At 39.4% G+C, this 17201-nt stretch carries 15 protein-coding genes and 1 tRNA gene; 10 read left to right on the top strand and 6 right to left on the bottom strand.

The window, feature by feature from the left end; translation table 11 throughout:
• Window positions 1-29: 29 nt before the first annotated feature.
• From cysI to ACO1QW_RS08995, 10 genes are all read left to right on the top strand, one after another.
• Complete coding sequence (cysI, locus tag ACO1QW_RS08950; RefSeq protein WP_486257696.1) at window positions 30-1712, top strand: assimilatory sulfite reductase (NADPH) hemoprotein subunit; 1683 nt, start codon at window positions 30-32, stop codon at window positions 1710-1712.
• 1 nt (window position 1713) lies between these two features.
• Window positions 1714-2394 (top strand): DUF2490 domain-containing protein, encoded by a 681-nt coding sequence (locus tag ACO1QW_RS08955; protein WP_486257698.1) that lies wholly within the window; start codon window positions 1714-1716, stop codon window positions 2392-2394.
• On the top strand, window positions 2381-3868 hold the full coding sequence (locus ACO1QW_RS08960) for a TSUP family transporter (protein ID WP_486257699.1): 1488 nt from the start codon (window positions 2381-2383) through the stop codon (window positions 3866-3868). The genes ACO1QW_RS08955 and ACO1QW_RS08960 overlap by 14 nt, the downstream gene beginning before the upstream one ends.
• Before the next feature lie 309 nt (window positions 3869-4177).
• Entirely contained in the window at window positions 4178-6760 is a 2583-nt protein-coding gene (locus ACO1QW_RS08965) for a TonB-dependent receptor (RefSeq protein WP_486257701.1), read from the top strand.
• 98 nt (window positions 6761-6858) lie between these two features.
• A tRNA-Cys gene (locus ACO1QW_RS08970) sits at window positions 6859-6929 on the top strand.
• A 19-nt stretch (window positions 6930-6948) separates the two neighbouring features.
• A complete protein-coding gene (locus ACO1QW_RS08975; RefSeq protein WP_486257703.1) occupies window positions 6949-7719 on the top strand; it encodes a DUF2490 domain-containing protein in 771 nt (256 codons plus the stop codon).
• Window positions 7720-7793: 74 nt separating this feature from the next.
• Window positions 7794-8678, top strand: coding sequence for an aldo/keto reductase (locus ACO1QW_RS08980; RefSeq protein WP_486257704.1), 885 nt, complete (start codon window positions 7794-7796; stop codon window positions 8676-8678).
• 11 nt (window positions 8679-8689) lie between these two features.
• Window positions 8690-9013, top strand: coding sequence for a carboxypeptidase-like regulatory domain-containing protein (locus ACO1QW_RS08985; protein ID WP_486257706.1), 324 nt, complete (start codon window positions 8690-8692; stop codon window positions 9011-9013).
• Between the two features lie 10 nt (window positions 9014-9023).
• On the top strand, window positions 9024-10244 hold the full coding sequence (locus tag ACO1QW_RS08990; RefSeq protein WP_486257708.1) for a sterol desaturase family protein: 1221 nt from the start codon (window positions 9024-9026) through the stop codon (window positions 10242-10244).
• 97 nt (window positions 10245-10341) lie between these two features.
• Entirely contained in the window at window positions 10342-11517 is a 1176-nt protein-coding gene (locus ACO1QW_RS08995) for an O-succinylhomoserine sulfhydrylase (protein WP_486257710.1), read from the top strand.
• A gap of 146 nt (window positions 11518-11663) precedes the next feature.
• Here ACO1QW_RS08995 and ACO1QW_RS09000 read toward each other — a convergent pair whose 3' ends face one another.
• The 6 genes from ACO1QW_RS09000 to ACO1QW_RS09025 all read right to left on the bottom strand — a co-directional run bounded on the left by ACO1QW_RS09000 (window position 11664) and on the right by ACO1QW_RS09025 (window position 17064).
• Window positions 11664-12152, bottom strand: a complete 489-nt coding sequence (locus ACO1QW_RS09000) for a hypothetical protein (protein WP_486257712.1) — start codon at window positions 12150-12152, stop codon at window positions 11664-11666.
• A gap of 188 nt (window positions 12153-12340) precedes the next feature.
• A complete protein-coding gene (locus tag ACO1QW_RS09005) occupies window positions 12341-13102 on the bottom strand; it encodes an SDR family NAD(P)-dependent oxidoreductase (RefSeq protein ID WP_486257713.1) in 762 nt (253 codons plus the stop codon).
• Window positions 13103-13154: 52 nt separating this feature from the next.
• Window positions 13155-14531 carry a Gfo/Idh/MocA family protein gene (locus tag ACO1QW_RS09010; protein WP_486257715.1) on the bottom strand — a complete coding sequence of 459 codons (1377 nt, stop codon included), beginning with the start codon at window positions 14529-14531 and terminating at the stop codon, window positions 13155-13157.
• Window positions 14532-14616: 85 nt separating this feature from the next.
• The gene (locus ACO1QW_RS09015; protein ID WP_486257717.1) at window positions 14617-15921 is read right to left on the bottom strand and encodes a glycerate kinase type-2 family protein; all 1305 of its coding nucleotides are present in this window, start codon (window positions 15919-15921) and stop codon (window positions 14617-14619) included.
• A gap of 112 nt (window positions 15922-16033) precedes the next feature.
• Complete coding sequence (gene bla / locus ACO1QW_RS09020; RefSeq protein WP_486257719.1) at window positions 16034-16768, bottom strand: BlaB/IND/MUS family subclass B1 metallo-beta-lactamase; 735 nt, start codon at window positions 16766-16768, stop codon at window positions 16034-16036.
• Between the two features lie 77 nt (window positions 16769-16845).
• A complete protein-coding gene (locus ACO1QW_RS09025) occupies window positions 16846-17064 on the bottom strand; it encodes a hypothetical protein (protein WP_486257721.1) in 219 nt (72 codons plus the stop codon).
• Window positions 17065-17201: the final 137 nt, after the last annotated feature.

Here is a 17201-nt window from a genome sequence, read left to right on the forward strand (position 1 = left end):
CAAACAATCGAATTAAGTTATACACTGAAATGGCGGAGCAAGTAAAAAATAAAGAGAAGGTAGCATTGTCACCGGTTGAGCGGATCAAAACTGCAAGCGAAGGCTTAAGAGGAACGTTGAAAGAAAGTTTAACGAACCAACTCACTGGTGCATTGTATGAAGATGATCAATCGCTGATCAAGTTTCATGGCATGTATCAGCAGGATGATCGTGACAGGAGAGAAGAGCGGACTGCAAAGAAATTGGAATGGTTGTTTTCGTATATGATTCGTTTACGTTTGCCAGGTGGTTTCTTATCGCCTGAGCAATGGGTGGCGCTGCACGAAGTGGCAGGTGAACATTCAACAGGAACGATTAAGATCACTACTCGTCAAACAGTGCAGCTGCATGGTATTTTAAAATCGCACATCAAACCCACTATTTCTGATTTCAATATTGCCAGGCTCGATTCTATTGCAGCTTGTGGCGATATAAATCGTAACGTTACCTGCAGTGCACATCCGAACGAATCAGCAATTCATGAAGAGGTATTTGCTTTTGCTGATAAGATCAGTGTAATGGCATTGCCAAAAACAAGATCGTATTACGAAATATGGCTCGATGAAGAAAAGCTGGTCGAGAAAACAGAAGACGACCCATTATATCAAGAGCGCTACTTGCCACGTAAGTTCAAGATCGGTATTGCTATTCCGCCAAATAATGATGTGGATGTATTGACAAATGATGTTGGTCTTATTGCAGTAATTGAAAATAATAAACTCATTGGTTTCAATATTGCTGCCGGTGGTGGTTTAAGTTCTACTCATGGTAATCCAAATACGTATGCACGTTTAGCAACGGTGTTGGGATTTGTAACGGTTGAACAAACTTTGAAAGCAGTATATGAAGTGATCACTATTCAACGTGATTATGGTAATAGAAGTGATCGTAAATTGGCCCGTTTAAAATATACCATCGATCGTTTAACGGTTGAAGGATTAAAAGAAGAACTGGAAAAACGTTGTGGTTTTGAACTGGGTGAAATAAAACCTTACAGCTTCACTTCACGCAAAGATCATTATGGCTGGAAAAAGAATCACCAGGGCAAATGGTATTTCACACTGTTTGTAGAAAATGGTCGTGTGCTGGATGATGAGCAGGTGGCAATGAAAACAGCCTTGCTTGAAATTGCAAAAACCGGGAAAGCAAATTTCCGTTTTACGGGCAACCAGAATGTGATCATTGCAGATGTGCTTGAAGCAGATAAGCCAGCCATTGAAAAATTATTGAAAGAATTTAAACTGGATGAACATACTGCAAATGCAGGAGCACTTCGTAAGAATGCAATTGCCTGTGTAGCGTTCAATACATGCCCATTGGCATTGGCAGAAGCCCAGCGTTATTTGCCAACGCTTATTGATAAGATCGAGCCACTACTGTCGAAGCATGGTTTACAGGATGATGAAATTATTCTGCGTATGACCGGTTGTCCTAACGGTTGCGGACGTTCACCTGCAGCAGAGATCGGATTTGTTGGTACAGCGTATGGACAATACAATCTACATATTGGTGGTGATAGGGAAGGAGAGCGTTTGAATACAAAATATAAAGACAGTTTGAACGAAGAAGAAATACTTACAACACTTGATGAGTTGTTTGAAGTGTATTCAAAAGAACGCAACAGTGGCGAAACGTTTGGCGATTTTTCACAGCGTAAATGGATATTGAACTAAAGTGAAATTATTGCTTACTATAGCAGTGTTTTTCACTTGTATGGTTTCTCATGCACAAGATCCTGCTGCAGAAGTTTGGATGAGTGTATCGGTTCCTGTGTTCTTTGGAAAAAATGGTTCATGGCAATGGCATAACGATGCCGGCTATCGCACAAACGGGATGAGTGTACTACCTCATCAGTATTTGTTTCGTTCAGGTGTGCGTAAATATTTTAACAGTAGATGGAATGCTGCAGTTGGCGGTGCGTTGTTTTTTACACGTGCCACTTATAACAAAGAAGATGAGTTTGGTCAAGAGGACAGACTTTGGCAGGAAGTCGTCAACATTACAAAAATTGCAGAGAAGAGCAGCCTGCATACACGTTTCAGAGCGGAAGAGCGGTTTTTTAAATCGGTGGAGGATAAGGAAGCTTATGATGCAATGCGTTTCCGTTTACGTACAGCCTTTGTTCAAACAGTGAATAAGCAGTGGCAGTTCCAGGTGGCTGAAGAATATATGCAACAATTGGCCAATCATAATTTCCGCTTTAATACAAACAGGGTAACAGCGGCAGTGATTAGGAGTTGGGAAGGACAATCGCAGTTGCAAATAACATATATATTACAAACAAGAAAGAATAGTGAACAAAGCATCATAGCGCTTTCATTTCAAAAAAGCATTGGTTCAAATGGAAACAACTAATACCGTTTCGGTAAAAAATAATTTATACCCGGTTTTTTTGAAACTGGAAGAGTTGCGTGTGCTGTTGGTTGGCGCTGGAAATGTTGGTTTAGAAAAACTACATTCATTGCTTGCAAATTCTCCAAACGCAACGGTTACGATTGTTGCACCAACTGTGAAGGAAGAAGTTCGTCGCCTTGTTTGGAAACATCCTTCATGCGAAATTTTACAAAAGTCATTTGAAGATGCTGATCTTGAAAACAAGGAACTGGTTATTTTAGCAACTGATGATCGTAAACTCCATGAAGATGTTCGGGTATTGGCAAAAGCAAAAGGCTTACTGGTAAATGTTGCAGACACCCCCGATCTCTGCGATTTTTATTTGGGGAGCATTGTACAAAAAGGAAATTTAAAAGTTGCCATTTCAACAAATGGTAAATCACCAACTGCTGCAAAGCGTATTAAAGAAGTGTTGCATGATGCGTTGCCAGATGAATTAGATGAAGTAATTGAAAACCTGCACAAGGTTCGAAATAAACTTAACGGCAATTTCGAGTCTAAAGTAAAAAAGCTTAACTCTATTACAAAAGTGCTCGTGGAGAATGATCGCATCGGCACAGAAAAAAAATGGAAAAAAATTGCGACGTATTCGTTGATCGCATTTGCTTTGATGCTGGTTGGCCATTTTGTTTTTTCCTATATCCCGTTCGGACAAATTGCAACCGATACTGTAGCATGGTATAAAACATTGGATAAGAATTTTCATTGGTTAGTGCTTGCAGGTTTTCTTGCACAGCTTGTTGATGGTGCGCTAGGCATGGGTTATGGTGTAACCAGTGCAACAGTATTACTTTCGGCCGGTGTTAGCCCCGCTGCTATTAGTGGTGCGGTGCACACAGCGGAGGTTTTTTCAAGTGCTGCTTCCGGTTACAGCCATTATAAGTTTGGTAACGTAAATAAGAAACTATTTAAAGCATTGGTAATACCGGGTGTGATCGGGGCCATCTTGGGTGCTGTGTTACTTACGTGGTTAGGTAATGCAAATGCTACCTGGTTGAGAGCATTGCTTGCAACGTACACCATGTTTCTTGGTGTGAAGTTTTTGATCAACGCCTTTCGTGAGCAACGTCGTCAGAAAAAATTCAAGCATTATAGTGCATTAGCTGGCGCCGGCGGTTTTCTTGATTCATTTGGTGGTGGTGGATGGGGCCCATTGGTAACTACAACACTTATTAATAAAGGCAGAAGTCCCAAATACGTGATTGGTTCAGTGAGTTTAACTGAATTCTTTGTTACACTTGCAAGTGCCTTTACTTTCTTTACATTGTTGGGTGTAAGTCACTGGCAGATCATTGCAGCGTTAATGATCGGTGGATTTATTGCTGCTCCTATTGCTGCTAAGCTGGTGGGTAAAATGCCAAGGAAAACGGCTTACATCTTGTTAGGTATCCTTGTTATTGTCTGGAGCCTTCGCATCCTGGTAAAAGTATTCTAATAATATTTTTTACAACATCTTATTAGGTTACACAATTCTGCTTCGGCATTTGTGTAACCTTTTTGCTTTCTGTACTTGGAAAAATAAATTCTAAAATATAAGTCTATTAATTTGGTAGGATATGTATACTCTACTATTTTTGTAGGGTAAATGAATAAAATCAATTTTCTACACATTCACATGGTCATGCGATTCAACTCTGCTACACGATGTTGTATGCGGACCTGTTAATCATTTGCTCCTCCATATAAACTTTTCATTTTTTCGCTCTTGTAGCGATGTCACTTATTTATTTAAAAACTAATCATGATGGGAAAGCGTTTTCTTTTTGTTTCATTGCTAAGCGTAATTACGTTGGCTTCTTTTGGCCAAAGCACGTTAAAGGGATTAATTAAAGATGGCAAAGGACAGCCTGTTGAGGCTGCAAGTATCAAAGTAAAAGGATCTGCCACTGCAACAGTTGCTGATGGCAAAGGACATTTTACTATTCCTGCACCTAAAGAGTTACCATTTACACTACTTATTTCTTCAGCAGGATATTACCCTAGCGAAGTGCCGGTTACTGAATTAAAAGATTCAGTGCTGAACATTGTATTAATTGACAACAACCAGTTATCAGAAGTTGTGATTACTTCACGCAGAAGAATAGAAACAGCACAAAATGTTCCTATTGCTATATCTGTAATTGGCGGCTCACAGGTGGAAAATGCGGGTGCGTTTAATGTAAATCGTTTAAAGGAATTGATACCAAGTGTACAACTCTATACATCAAACCCACGTAATACCGGTATCAATATTCGTGGCTTGGGTTCTCCATTTGGTCTTACAAATGATGGTCTCGATCCGGGTGTAGGTTTTTATGTGGATGGCGTTTACTTTGCCCGCCCTGCAGCTGCTACACTTGATTTTATTGATATTGAACAGATAGAAGTATTGCGTGGTCCGCAAGGAACATTGTTTGGTAAGAATACCACTTCAGGTGCATTCAACATCACTACCCGTAAACCAAGTTTTAATCCTGGTGCTAATTTTGAAGTGAGCTATGGTAACTATGGATATATACAAGCGAAGAGTTCAGTTACGGGCGCTTTAACAAAGAAAATTGCAGGTCGTCTTTCTTTTTCAGGTACGCAACGTAATGGATTAATTGAAAATGTAAAAACAGGAAAGTACACGAACGATATCAATAACCTGGGCTTTCGTGGACAGTTATTGTTCAAGCCAACCACCAACACATCAATTACAGTTGCCGGTGATTTATCACGCCAGACTCCTGATGGTTATGCGCAGGTAGTAGCAGGTGTGGTGCAAACAAAGCGTGCGGCATATCGTCAATTCAATGCCATCATCGCTGATCTTAATTACACATTGCCAAGTTCAAATGCCTTTGATCGTAAAATTGATCATGATGTTCCCTGGAATTCAGGAAATGATTTAGGTGGCGCATCATTAAATATTGAACAAAAAATTGGCGCAGGTACACTTACTGCTACCACTGCATGGCGTTACTGGAATTGGGATCCTTCAAATGATAGAGATTTTACAGGATTGCAAGCATTGGCAAAATCGCAGAACCCTGCTAAACATCAAAACTGGTCGCAGGAAGTTCGCTATGCCGGACAAATATCTCCACGCTTAAGTGGTGTTATCGGTTTATTCTACATCGACCAGGAAGTGAAGATCAATGGTACTGAAGAATCCGGCTCAGCACAATGGCGTTTCTCACAAAGCTCAACAAGTAATCTCTGGCAAACACCGGGTTTGTTCGAAGGTTTTGGAATTAATACCAAGGCTTCTATCAAATCTCAAAGCGCTGCGGTATTTACAAACATTGATTGGGAAGTGGCTGAAGGATTTCACATCCTGCCAGGTTTGCGTTATAACTACGATAAGAAAGATGTTGTTTACAATCGTATAGCATATGGTGGATTAGATACGGCAACTTATAATGGCACTACAGCACAAAAAACTACATTGCAAGGTTTTAAAAATGGCGTGTATACCAGCCAGGCATATGTTGCTAATGCTGATGAAAATAATCTTACTTATCAACTTACACTTTCTTACAGGGCCAATAAACATATCAATGCATTTGCAACATACTCTACAAGTTTTAAACCAGTTGGTGTAAATGTTGCCGGTTTGCCAACTGTTAATGGAGCTGCTGCAACTGATCTTGCAGTAATTAAACCGGAAGATGTGCGCCATTTTGAATTAGGTGTTAAAACAAATCCTACTGACAATTTTATTTTCAACGCTGTTTTTCATAACACGAACATTAAAAATTATCAAACCAACGTACAATCTGCAGAGTTAGGCGTTAACCGTGGTTACATTGCCAATGCAGAAGAGGTAAATGTGAAAGGTGTTGAAGTTGACGCAAACTATCGTGTAAATACCAATTTTTTATTCTATGGTGCTTTGGCATATACTGATGCCCGTTATGTAAAGTTTACAAATGCTCCGTTGCCTCTTGAAGAAACAGGGTTGACTGAAAACGGTGTGCAGAAAGCTTTTAAAGATATTTCAGGTGGCGTACTACCAGGCATTTCAAAATGGTCGGGTTCATTAGGTGGTGAGTTTACTACGCCGGCCACCTTTTTAAACAAACCTTCGAAATTCTTTGTGGCGTTGGAAAGTTTTTATCGCTCATCTTTTTCTTCGAGTCCCTCACCTTCAGCGTACCTGAACATCAATGGCTATACTCTTGTTAACGGCCGACTTGGTTTCCGTGCAGTTAATACAGGGTTTTCCGCTTTCGTTTGGGGTAGAAATATTTTTAATAAAAATTATTACGAGCAACTTTTACCTGCTGGTGGTAACGCAGGACAATATGGAGCTGTTCTTGGAGACCAGGCCACGTATGGTATAACCTTACGTTACTCTCTCTAAGAAATTTATAAAAACAGGTTTTTGAATTAAGTTTTCCCTAAGCAAGCAATCGTAAAGAAAGCCAAGGCATCCCGATTCTTCGGGATGCATTTTTACAAAGCTGTATGGCCGAGTGGATAGGTAAAAGTCTGCAAAACTTTTTACGTCGGTTCGAATCCGACTGCAGCGTCAACTGAAACTGAATGAAGATGAAACGTATATATTATCTGCTGGGTTTGCTGTTATTGAGTCAGTCGAACTTGGCACAATCAAAAATCACAAGTGATGTTCAACAGGTATGGGCTGGTTATTTTAATCAAACACGTTTGTCTCATAGATGGGGTTTATGGGCAGATGTGCACCTGCGTACAAAAGATAATTTTTTCGATAGCCTGTCTCAAGGCATAGTTCGTGTTGGGTTAACGTACTATTTAAACAATGATACAAAGCTTACTGCCGGTTATGCATTTATCAATCATTTTCCAACTGATAATCACAAAAATATTTCGCAACCGGAACATCGGCCATGGCAGCAGTTTCAATGGCATACCAAATATCAAAAGGTAAAATTGATGCAATGGTTCAGGTTAGAGGAACGTTTTCGAAGAAAAATCAAAGATGTAAGCAATCTTGCTGATGGATATAATTTCAACTTCAGAGCACGATATAATATTCTTTCGCAGTTTGCTTTAAATAAGCAGCCTTTCAAGCCCGGAAGTTTTTCATTTGTTCTTTCGAATGAAATCTTTGTAAATTTTGGTAAGGAGATTATTTATAACACTTACGATCAAAACAGGTTCTTTGCTGGTTTTCATTATCATGTTAACAAACATGACAATATTCAATTCGGATATATGAATGTTTATCAACAACTGGCTGCAGGTAATCGTTACAGGAGCATCCATGCGGCCCGTGTTTTTTATTTTCATCAACTTGATTTAAGAAAAAAGAATAGTCATGAAATAAGCCATAAAAATTAACGAGCAATTTGCCCGCCAGCGATCTTAATTTTTATGCCGAATAACATGTGGCTAAACCCAATAATAATTAACACATGAATAAAATTTATCTCAGCGATTCAGGTCCAAAAGTATCTCCTGCTATTTACGGTTTTTATCGTTGGATTGAAAAGGATGTAACAACTCACAATGTGGAGTGTATTGTTCAACTTGCACTGGAACTAGGTATCAATACATTTGATCATGCAGATATTTATGGAGGTTACCAGGCCGAAAAAGTATTTGGGCAGGTGATCAAAGATTCAACTGTTAAACGGGAAGATATTGTGATCTTCAGCAAATGTGGCTATAACCTGCCGCATGCTTCAAAGCCCGGAATCAGGGTTGCGCATCATAATACCTCAAGTAAACACATCCTTGCGAGCGTTGACCAATCATTGACAAATTTGCAAACAGATTATATCGATGTTTTTCTTTTAAATGGTCTTGATCCCCTGTCGGACCTGGAAGAGACCGCCCTTACACTTCGACGATTAAAAGATGCAGGCAAGATCAAAAACATTGGTGTGGTTAATTTTTCTGTATTTCAGCATCAATTGTTGAGCTCGTATTTGCATGTGCCCATTGTTACTAATCATATCGAATTGAATTTGCTTAATACGGCTGCATTTGATAATGGTCAGATCGATTACATCAAACAAAAGTATATACGACCACTGGCAACAGCACCTTTGGCAGAAGGTAAAATTGCGGAAAGTACAGAGCGGACACCGTTGCGTGTGAGAGGAAAACTGGAAGAGCTCTCTGTAAAATATAATGTGCATTTTGAATCAATAGCTATTGCATGGTTAACAAAGCTGGGTGCTTTGCCATTGATCGGTTCAAGTGATGAACAACGAATCAAAAATATTGTGAAAGGGTTTGACATTGATCTGGATCACCAGGATTGGTATGAATTGTATGAAGCATCGAAAGAATAAAACTTTATTGTATGCAAGTAAAAAGATTAATGTTTACCACATTTACAGTTTTGCTTATGATTTTTTCTTCAGCTGAAATAGTGAATTTTTTGCCGGCAATTCTAAAAGGAAAAGTTGTGGACAACCGCACGGGTAAACCAGTTGCAGCAGTTCATATTTTTATTTCAAAGGGTGAAGAGGAAGTTTTCAGCAATGGCAAAGGTGAATTTGTTTTAAAGACCTGGCATCATTTGCCAGTAACAATTACTGTTGAACACAAGGATTATAAACAGCAAACTATTCGCATAGCAAGCGAAACAAATCAGCCAACTATTTTTCTAACACCAATTCATTAATCAGGTAGTAATGCATTTAAATTTCCTGGCATTTGCTGTACCATTGTTTACGGGGCTAATGTTGTTGGAATATTATGTAAGTACAAAGAAAAGCAAACAACATTATTTTTCATTCGATGAAGCCGTTGCTAACATTAATGTAGGAATTGCTGAACGACTCTCCGATCTTTTTACTACTGGGTTGTTCTATTATTTCTTTGCATGGGTATATCAAAACTTTGCATTGTTTGATGTAAAGGCAAATGCAATTACTTGGATATTACTTTTTTTGCTTACCGACTTTATGTGGTATTGGTATCACCGTTTTGGCCATGAAGTAAATTTATTCTGGAGTGTGCATGTGGTGCATCATCAAAGCGATAATTTTAATTATACAGTATCGGCACGCATAACTGTATTTCAATCGGCAGCACGTTGTTTGTTTTGGGCCGTGTTGCCATTGTTTGGCTTTCCGCCGGAAATGATCACAACTTTACTATTGATTCATGGCGCTTATCCCTTCTTTACACATACACAACTGATCGGCAAACTGGGCTGGGTTGAATACTTGTTTGTTACACCATCACATCATCGTGTGCATCATAGTTCCAATCCGCAATACCTCGACAAAAACTATGGTGATGTACTCATCATCTGGGATAAACTTTTCGGCACATTTGCAAAAGAAGAAGAGCAACCGGTTTATGGTTTAACCAAGCCTTTAAACAGCCATAGTTTTTTGTGGCAGCATTTTCATTTCATCATGGAAATAGTGGTTTCGTTTAAACGTTCTACGACATTGAAAGGAAAATGGAGAAGCATTTTTGGTAAGCCTGATGATATCGACCCAAGAATCAGATCAGGGCTTGAAAGAAAATTCTCACGAAAAGAGTATGATCTCTCACAAACAAAAGCATTGCGGAATTACATCAAACTGCAAACTGTAGTATCGTTATTATTGTTGTTCCTCGTAATATTATTTGAACATTATATAGGAATAGCTCAATTAACAACAGCGGCTTTTTTCATTATCCTCAGCGTTATTACAACCGGCGCCATGCTGGAGCAGCGTCGCTGGATCGTTTATCTTGAATTCTGCAGGCTTGGGTTGTTGGGCATTTTCGTTTATCTCTGCTATCCATCGTACAGCATCAGTGCAATTATCTTATTAATGCTTGGAGGTTTGCTGTTGTTTTGCAAAACGCTTAGTGAACGTTACAATAGCTATCTCTATGCTTCCATTCGTTCGTAAAAAAATAGCAAAACCAATGCGCAGAATGGCATCTTTCTGAGGCGCAAAAAACGCTTTCCCCGTAACTTCGCAACTCATTCAGACGAACAATAAAGATATGAGTAAACGACATCCACAAACGGACGCCATCCGTTTACAAATGAACCGTACCAACGAAAAAGAACACAGTACTCCTTTGTTTTTAACCAGCAGTTTTGTGTATGATAGCGCAGAAGATATGGCTGCTGCTTTTTCCGATGATAGTCTTGATGTAAATATCTATTCCCGTTTTTCAAATCCAACAGTTGATGAATTTATTGATAAGATAGCAGCGTTGGAAGGAGCAGAAGCTGGTATTGCAACGGGCACCGGTATGGCTGCGGTGTTTTCAACGTTTATGACTTTTTTAACCAAAGGCGATCACATCATTTCTGCATCAGCAGTTTTTGGTTCAACGCATACGATACTTACAAAATATTTACCGAAGTGGGGTTTTGAATCGAGCTACTTCGATATGAACAAACCCGAAACAATTGAAGCGTTAATAAAACCTAACACGAAGTTGTTGTATGTTGAAACGCCGTCAAACCCCGGCCTTGATATCATTGATCTGGAATATGTAGCTGCAATTTGTAAAAAGCATAATATCCTTTTCATTGTTGACAACTGCTTTGCAACACCAGCCGTTCAGCAACCGCTTAAGTTTGGTGCTGATCTGGTTTTGCATTCAGCAACAAAATTTATTGATGGCCAGGGAAGAGTGTTAGGTGGAGTAGTGGTAGGAAGAAAAGAATTGGTACATGAAATGTATTTGTTTGTTCGTAACACGGGTCCTTCATTGAGTCCTTTCAATGCATGGGTGTTAACCAAGAGCTTGGAAACACTGTTTATACGCATGGATAAACATGCTGATAATGCATTGAAACTTGCACAACGTTTAGAAGGAAATGCAAAACTGAACTCCGTAAAATATCCTTTTCTTACTTCGCATCCGCAATATGAAATTGCAAAGAAGCAAATGACTAACGGTGGTGGTATTGTAACATTTGAATTGAAAGGTGGAATTGAAAGCGGTCGCAAGTTTCTAAATGCCTTGGAGATGCTGTCCATGACGAATAATCTTGGCGACAGCAGAAGCATTGCATCGCACCCTGCATCCACAACGCATTCAAAATTATCGGTTGATGAAAAGAAAGCTGTAGGTATTACAGATGGACTGGTGCGTATATCTGTTGGTCTGGAACACATCGACGATATAATTGCAGACATTGAACAAGCATTGGAAAAATGCTGATAGCATATAGCATAAGATTATACGAAAAGAGGCACGCATTGCGTGCCTCTTTTCGTATAACATACATGAGTTAAATCTTGCTTAAATAAAAAGCCCCGCCACCTAAAGGACGGGACCGTTATTACCTGATAAAACCAAAACATTCTTTAGCGTGTGGGCATATTTTCATTACCACCTTTAACTTTTTTCAGTAGTAAAATATAACCGCAACACTCTTTATTCTTTTTATTTACCTGAACAGGTTTTATCATATGCCATTCGCTAATCTTAGGCATATAACCATAGCTGATAATGTTACCATCCAGTTCAGGTTTTAATTTTTTGTAGAAGACTTGTTTCTCATCATAATCATACATACGCACTTCCTGGATCTTACTGCTTGGGTCGCCAATAAAAACAATATGATACCATGCACCTTGAGTCATTGGAACAATTACCGGCATTTCAAATTCACTTTCCATGGTCATGCTGGCTTCTTTCAACACCATGAAGCCAAATTGTTCAAATGATTTTTTTAAACTATCTACCTGCTGACTGATTGATTGATTGGTACAACTGCGTTGCCGGATGACATCCTGTGCGGAAGAGGAAAAGCACATTAATGCAAATGCGCAGATGAAAAGAAAGTTTTTCATACTAGTACGGATTGTAGGGTTTTAATGCTGTTTTTCAGCAGGATTTGGTACGATTTACAGTACAAGATACTGCTAATATTATGATATTGGATCGTTTTCAATGCTATGTTTTACTACTACGTAGTTTCCCTTAAAATTGTTTATGATTTTTACCTGCTGAATATACCAATAATTATGCCTCGATATACTCACGACCCCTTGTAGGTATAAAAAGAATTCGCCTGGGCTGTGCAAGTAAGAACCAGATCATTGATGCAAACATGAGCCGGAAGGTTGGCAGCATAAAAAATTACATCAGCCACATCACTAGCTGAAAGAGCTGTATATCCTGCATAAACAGCCGCTGCTTTTTGTTCATCACCTTTAAAACGAATCATAGAGAATTCAGTTTCAGCAGCTCCGGGATGTATAGCCGTTACTTTTATTTTATGTTTTAACAAATCAATACGCATTCCTTTGCTGACGCTATCAACGGCAGCTTTGCTTGCGCAGTAAACATTGCCATTTTCATAAGCTTCTTTACCGGCGGTTGAACCGAGATTGATGATATGACCTTGTTGTTGTTTGATCATAAAAGGAATTACAGCACGGCTGACATATAACAATCCTTTAAGGTTTGTGTCGATCATGATTTCCCAATCGTTCATATCTGCCACATCAAAATGATCACGACCAAGTGCTAGCCCGGCGTTGTTCACCAATACGTCAATGTTTTGCCAATTTTCAGGCAAACTATTCACTGCTGTAAATACTTCATCTTTCTGTTGCACATCAAAAGGCAATAGAAAAATTTCTACTGAATATTGTTTTTCTAATTGTGTTTTGATTTCCTGCAAGCGATCGAGCCTGCGGCCATTTAAAATAATATTCCAGTTATTGGTAGCAAAAATTTCGGCGCAGGCTTTACCAAAACCTGAAGTGGCACCAGTGATAAAAACAAGTTTACTCATGCCATGAATGTACAGAGAAACTGAATTAAGCGAGCGGAGAGGAATTGATTTTTTAAAGCTTAATATCTTCAATTGTGCGGTGCTGCCTGCTCCGTTCAGCTGCAAAAGCCATAAGATGACTTTCAACTGAAACTTCAATAGAAGAACTCAGCAGATCTTTATTCTGTTGATAAACAGCCTGCACCCAATCTCTCACAAGGCGATGATCGCCGCCGCCATGTGCATCTGTTTTCAAACTCCAGGAAGTTTGTTTGCGGGTTTTAAAATCGGTAAGCACAAAACTTTCCATATCACCAATGATATCACCCTTTGATCCCATGATCCTTGTCTTTCTTCCTTCGTACGAAACATGCGCTTCCATTGAAAATGCTGCAGTGGTTCCATTTTCAAACAACATATTTACCGTAAGATGATCGGGCTGATCATTATCCATCCTGTAAACACAACGGCCATAGTTACCTGTTTTCAATTGCTCCAAAATAAAAGGGCCTTGTTCTTCTTCATCTTCAGGCAAGTCAAAAACATAGGTACGTTTTCGATCACGATAATAGATCTGTAAAGCTGAATAAGCACAACTTCCTTCCACTTTACAACCATCTGTACAACGTTCAGTACTTCCCTCGGGTGCATTGGCATTTTTGAACCATCGAAGATTACCGAAACAATGCACATCATGCACCGGACTGTTTACCAGCCAACGAATAATATCGGTATCGTGGGATGATTTGGCGAGAATGATAGGAGCGGCCATTTTACTGTTGCGCCATTTGCCACGCACATATGAGTGACTCATGTGCACATGTTCAATAGGTTCCATGTGTTGTACGCTGATGATCTCACCAATCAATCCTGCATTAATCACTTCTTTTAATTCACGAAAATAAGGGGAGTAACGCAGCACATGACAAACGGTTACAATTCGTCCTGTTTCTCTTGCTCTTTTTAAAATAAGCCTGCATTCTTCTTCTGTTGGTGCAATTGGTTTCTCCAGTAGAATATCATAGCCTGCATCTAATGCTGCGAGGCAAGGTGCAGTATGTAATTGATCTGGTGTGGCAATGATCACTGCATCGGCCACTTTCTCTTTTAGAAATACTTCTTTCCAGTCTTTGTAACAACGATCGGGTGCAATATTGTGATTGCGTGCTGTACGTTTTCTCCGTTCAGGATTATTATCTGCTACTGCAACAATTTGTAATTCATCCGGATGTTGTGTTGCATAATCGGCATAGATAGTACCACGATGACCGGCACCGATGAGAACGGCCGTTACCGGCTTTTCAATTTTGCAATGATTGGGATTATAGAATACATCATCGTGCAGACCGAGCAGACTCGCTACTTCTTTCCAGCCAAGGGTGGCTATATTGGTAAGCGATTCAACATGACGTAAAAACTTGCGTGAAGCAATAAACTGGCGTAGCGACATAGTTTAACAATTCGTCTTTAATAATTGGTGCCTTTCTCACAACAACAGTTCATCGGTTACGATACCTTAAAGTTAAAACAAGAATTTATTCTACAACCAATACAATGATAATATCCATCACATTTGTTTGAGTGGCCCCGGTTTTTAGTAAACCATTCACTTTTTCAAAAAAATGATACGCATCGTTGTTCTTTATGGCATCATTGATTGATAGTTGCTGTAGTTCTGCATTCTTTCGCAACGCATCGTCGGCAAAAGCACCTGCTGCATCAGTAGGGCCATCAGTGCCATCTGTTCCGGCTGCCAGCAAGGTCATATTTAGTTTGCCAGCTAAATGCTGTAATGCACAAAGAGCAAGATGCTGATTGCGGCCACCTTTACCATTACCGGTAACAGTAACAGAGGTTTCACCACCGAAAAGAAAACAGGTGAGTTTGTTTGAATAATGTTGTTTTACTTTCTGTAAGATCATTTGTGCAGATTCGGCAGTTTCACCAGTCAGCAGTTCATCATGCACGACCACACTGTAACCCAATTCTTCGGCTTTTTGTTTTGCTCCCGTAAGGCATGTGTTGTTACTGCCAATGATAATATTCTTCACATTGTTTAATAACGAATCGCCTGGCTTAACGCTATCTGCTATTTCTCCATTTATTCCCTTTTGTAAATGCTGAACAATAGATGGAGGTAGTTGCTGTTGAAGATGATATTTGTTGATGATTTTCATTGCATCCAAAAATGTTGTAGCGTCGGCGCTTGTTGGTCCGCTGGCAATGTCGTGGATTGTATCCCCAGGCACATCAGAAATACTCAGAGTGAACCAGCGTGCATGTGGAGCATATCGTAATAATTGTCCGCCTTTAATTGCTGATAAATGCCTGCGTACACAATTCATTTCGCTGATGTTGGCACCACTTTTCAGCAACAGGTCAAAACTGTGTTGCATTTCTTTTAGTGTGATTCCTTCCGGTACATCGGCCCAGAGTGAGGAAGCGCCACCACTTAGCAGGCAGATGATCAGATCGTCGGATGTTGTTTGCTTCAATAGTTCAATGGTTTGCTCTACAGCATATACACTTTGTTCATCGGGCACAGGGTGTGCGGCTTCAATGGATTTAATTTTTTGCAGCGGTAAAGCATGTTCATATTTTGTTGTGATGATCCCTGCTTTTACATAGTTGGCAAGAATAGTTTCAACTGACTGTGCCATGGCAGCGGCTGCTTTGCCTGCACCAATAACAATAATTGAATTTGGTTGAATAGTCAATTGCTCGTTATTGATACGAATGCCATTTTCATTTGCAGATAAAAACTGTTGCAGCAGCACAGATGGTTGCACTGCCGCTACTGCTGCACGATAAATTGTTTCTGCATGAGCTCTGTACTGCATGATAGAATAAACTTACATAATGATTGTTGAAAACATGATGCGATATGCATCATTAATGCCGAGTAGTGAAACAGATATCATGCCTGCTTTTGATCAGGCTTGCAGTAATTTTTCAGCTGCTTTTCTTCTTCAGCTTTTTTGCCAGCTCAATAGAATGCTTCAGTGAGTTGTTGTTGTTCCAATCGCTGTGCGAAATGATGATGACGTTTGGTTGCGGACATTTTTTCTGCACATTTTTCAGTGTGGAATAGTAGGCCGTCTTATTTGCATCGCCCAGGAAACCCAGGTTTTCAGCATCGACACCTTTTATTAAACAACCGCCGTATAATATTTTTTCTTTCTTGAACCAGATGATGATGTTATCGCTTGTGTGTCCTTCTCCGGGATAATAGGTTTCAAAACTATATTGCTCAATATTGAATACCGTATCCTTTGCCATTAAAAACTCAGCCCTTTTTTTATTATTCTTTTTGCTTAACTCATGGGTAAGGGCAGTGGTGTAAGTTTTTATTCCCTGTTGTTTGTAATATTCAAGGCCTTCCGTTCTGTCACTATGCCAATGTGTGGCAATGCATAATACAACCGGTTTATTGTGTTTGAATTTTATACTATCAAGTAACGGTTGAAATTGTGTGGTATCCCATGGTGTGTCAAACAAAACAACACCACTATTGGTAACGAGGTACATGCCGTTGGCAGGCACCCGGCTGTTTTCATAACTGTTGTAAGTAGTATAAATATAAAAGTCGCCTGATAAGGGGGTGATGTCGAGTTTTGCTTTTGCTGTTTGGGCAAAGATGTGTGTGAGAGAAAAGAGGAAAGAGGTGATTAGTATAATGAATCTCATGATATTTTCTGTGAGTTAAATTGATTGAACAACCAGACGTTTACTTCAAGCATGATTTTAACATAAGTAGCCTTTAATCAATCTTCGTATTCATAATCTTTTATCCATTCGTCAAAATGTGCCTTTGTTACAAGTTGCCCTCGAGCGGAATTATTATCAAAATAAATATTCTCAGTTTTTGACATAGCAAACTGGGCACTTTCGATGCAAACATTTTCAAAATGGACGTTTGTTAAATCAGCTTCTCTGAAATCACACGTCTTGATGCCTCCATTTATGAATTTTGCGTTTCTCAAATTTGCTTTTTTTGAAACTTATGTACAACGAACAGTTTTCAAAAATTATATCTTCAAGATTTTGCCCTTCAAAGCTTTCGTTCTCCATATTCAAATCCTGAAAATAACGTTGTCCTTGTCGATATTGTTGAATAATG

This window comes from Lacibacter sp. (genome assembly GCF_057361365.1).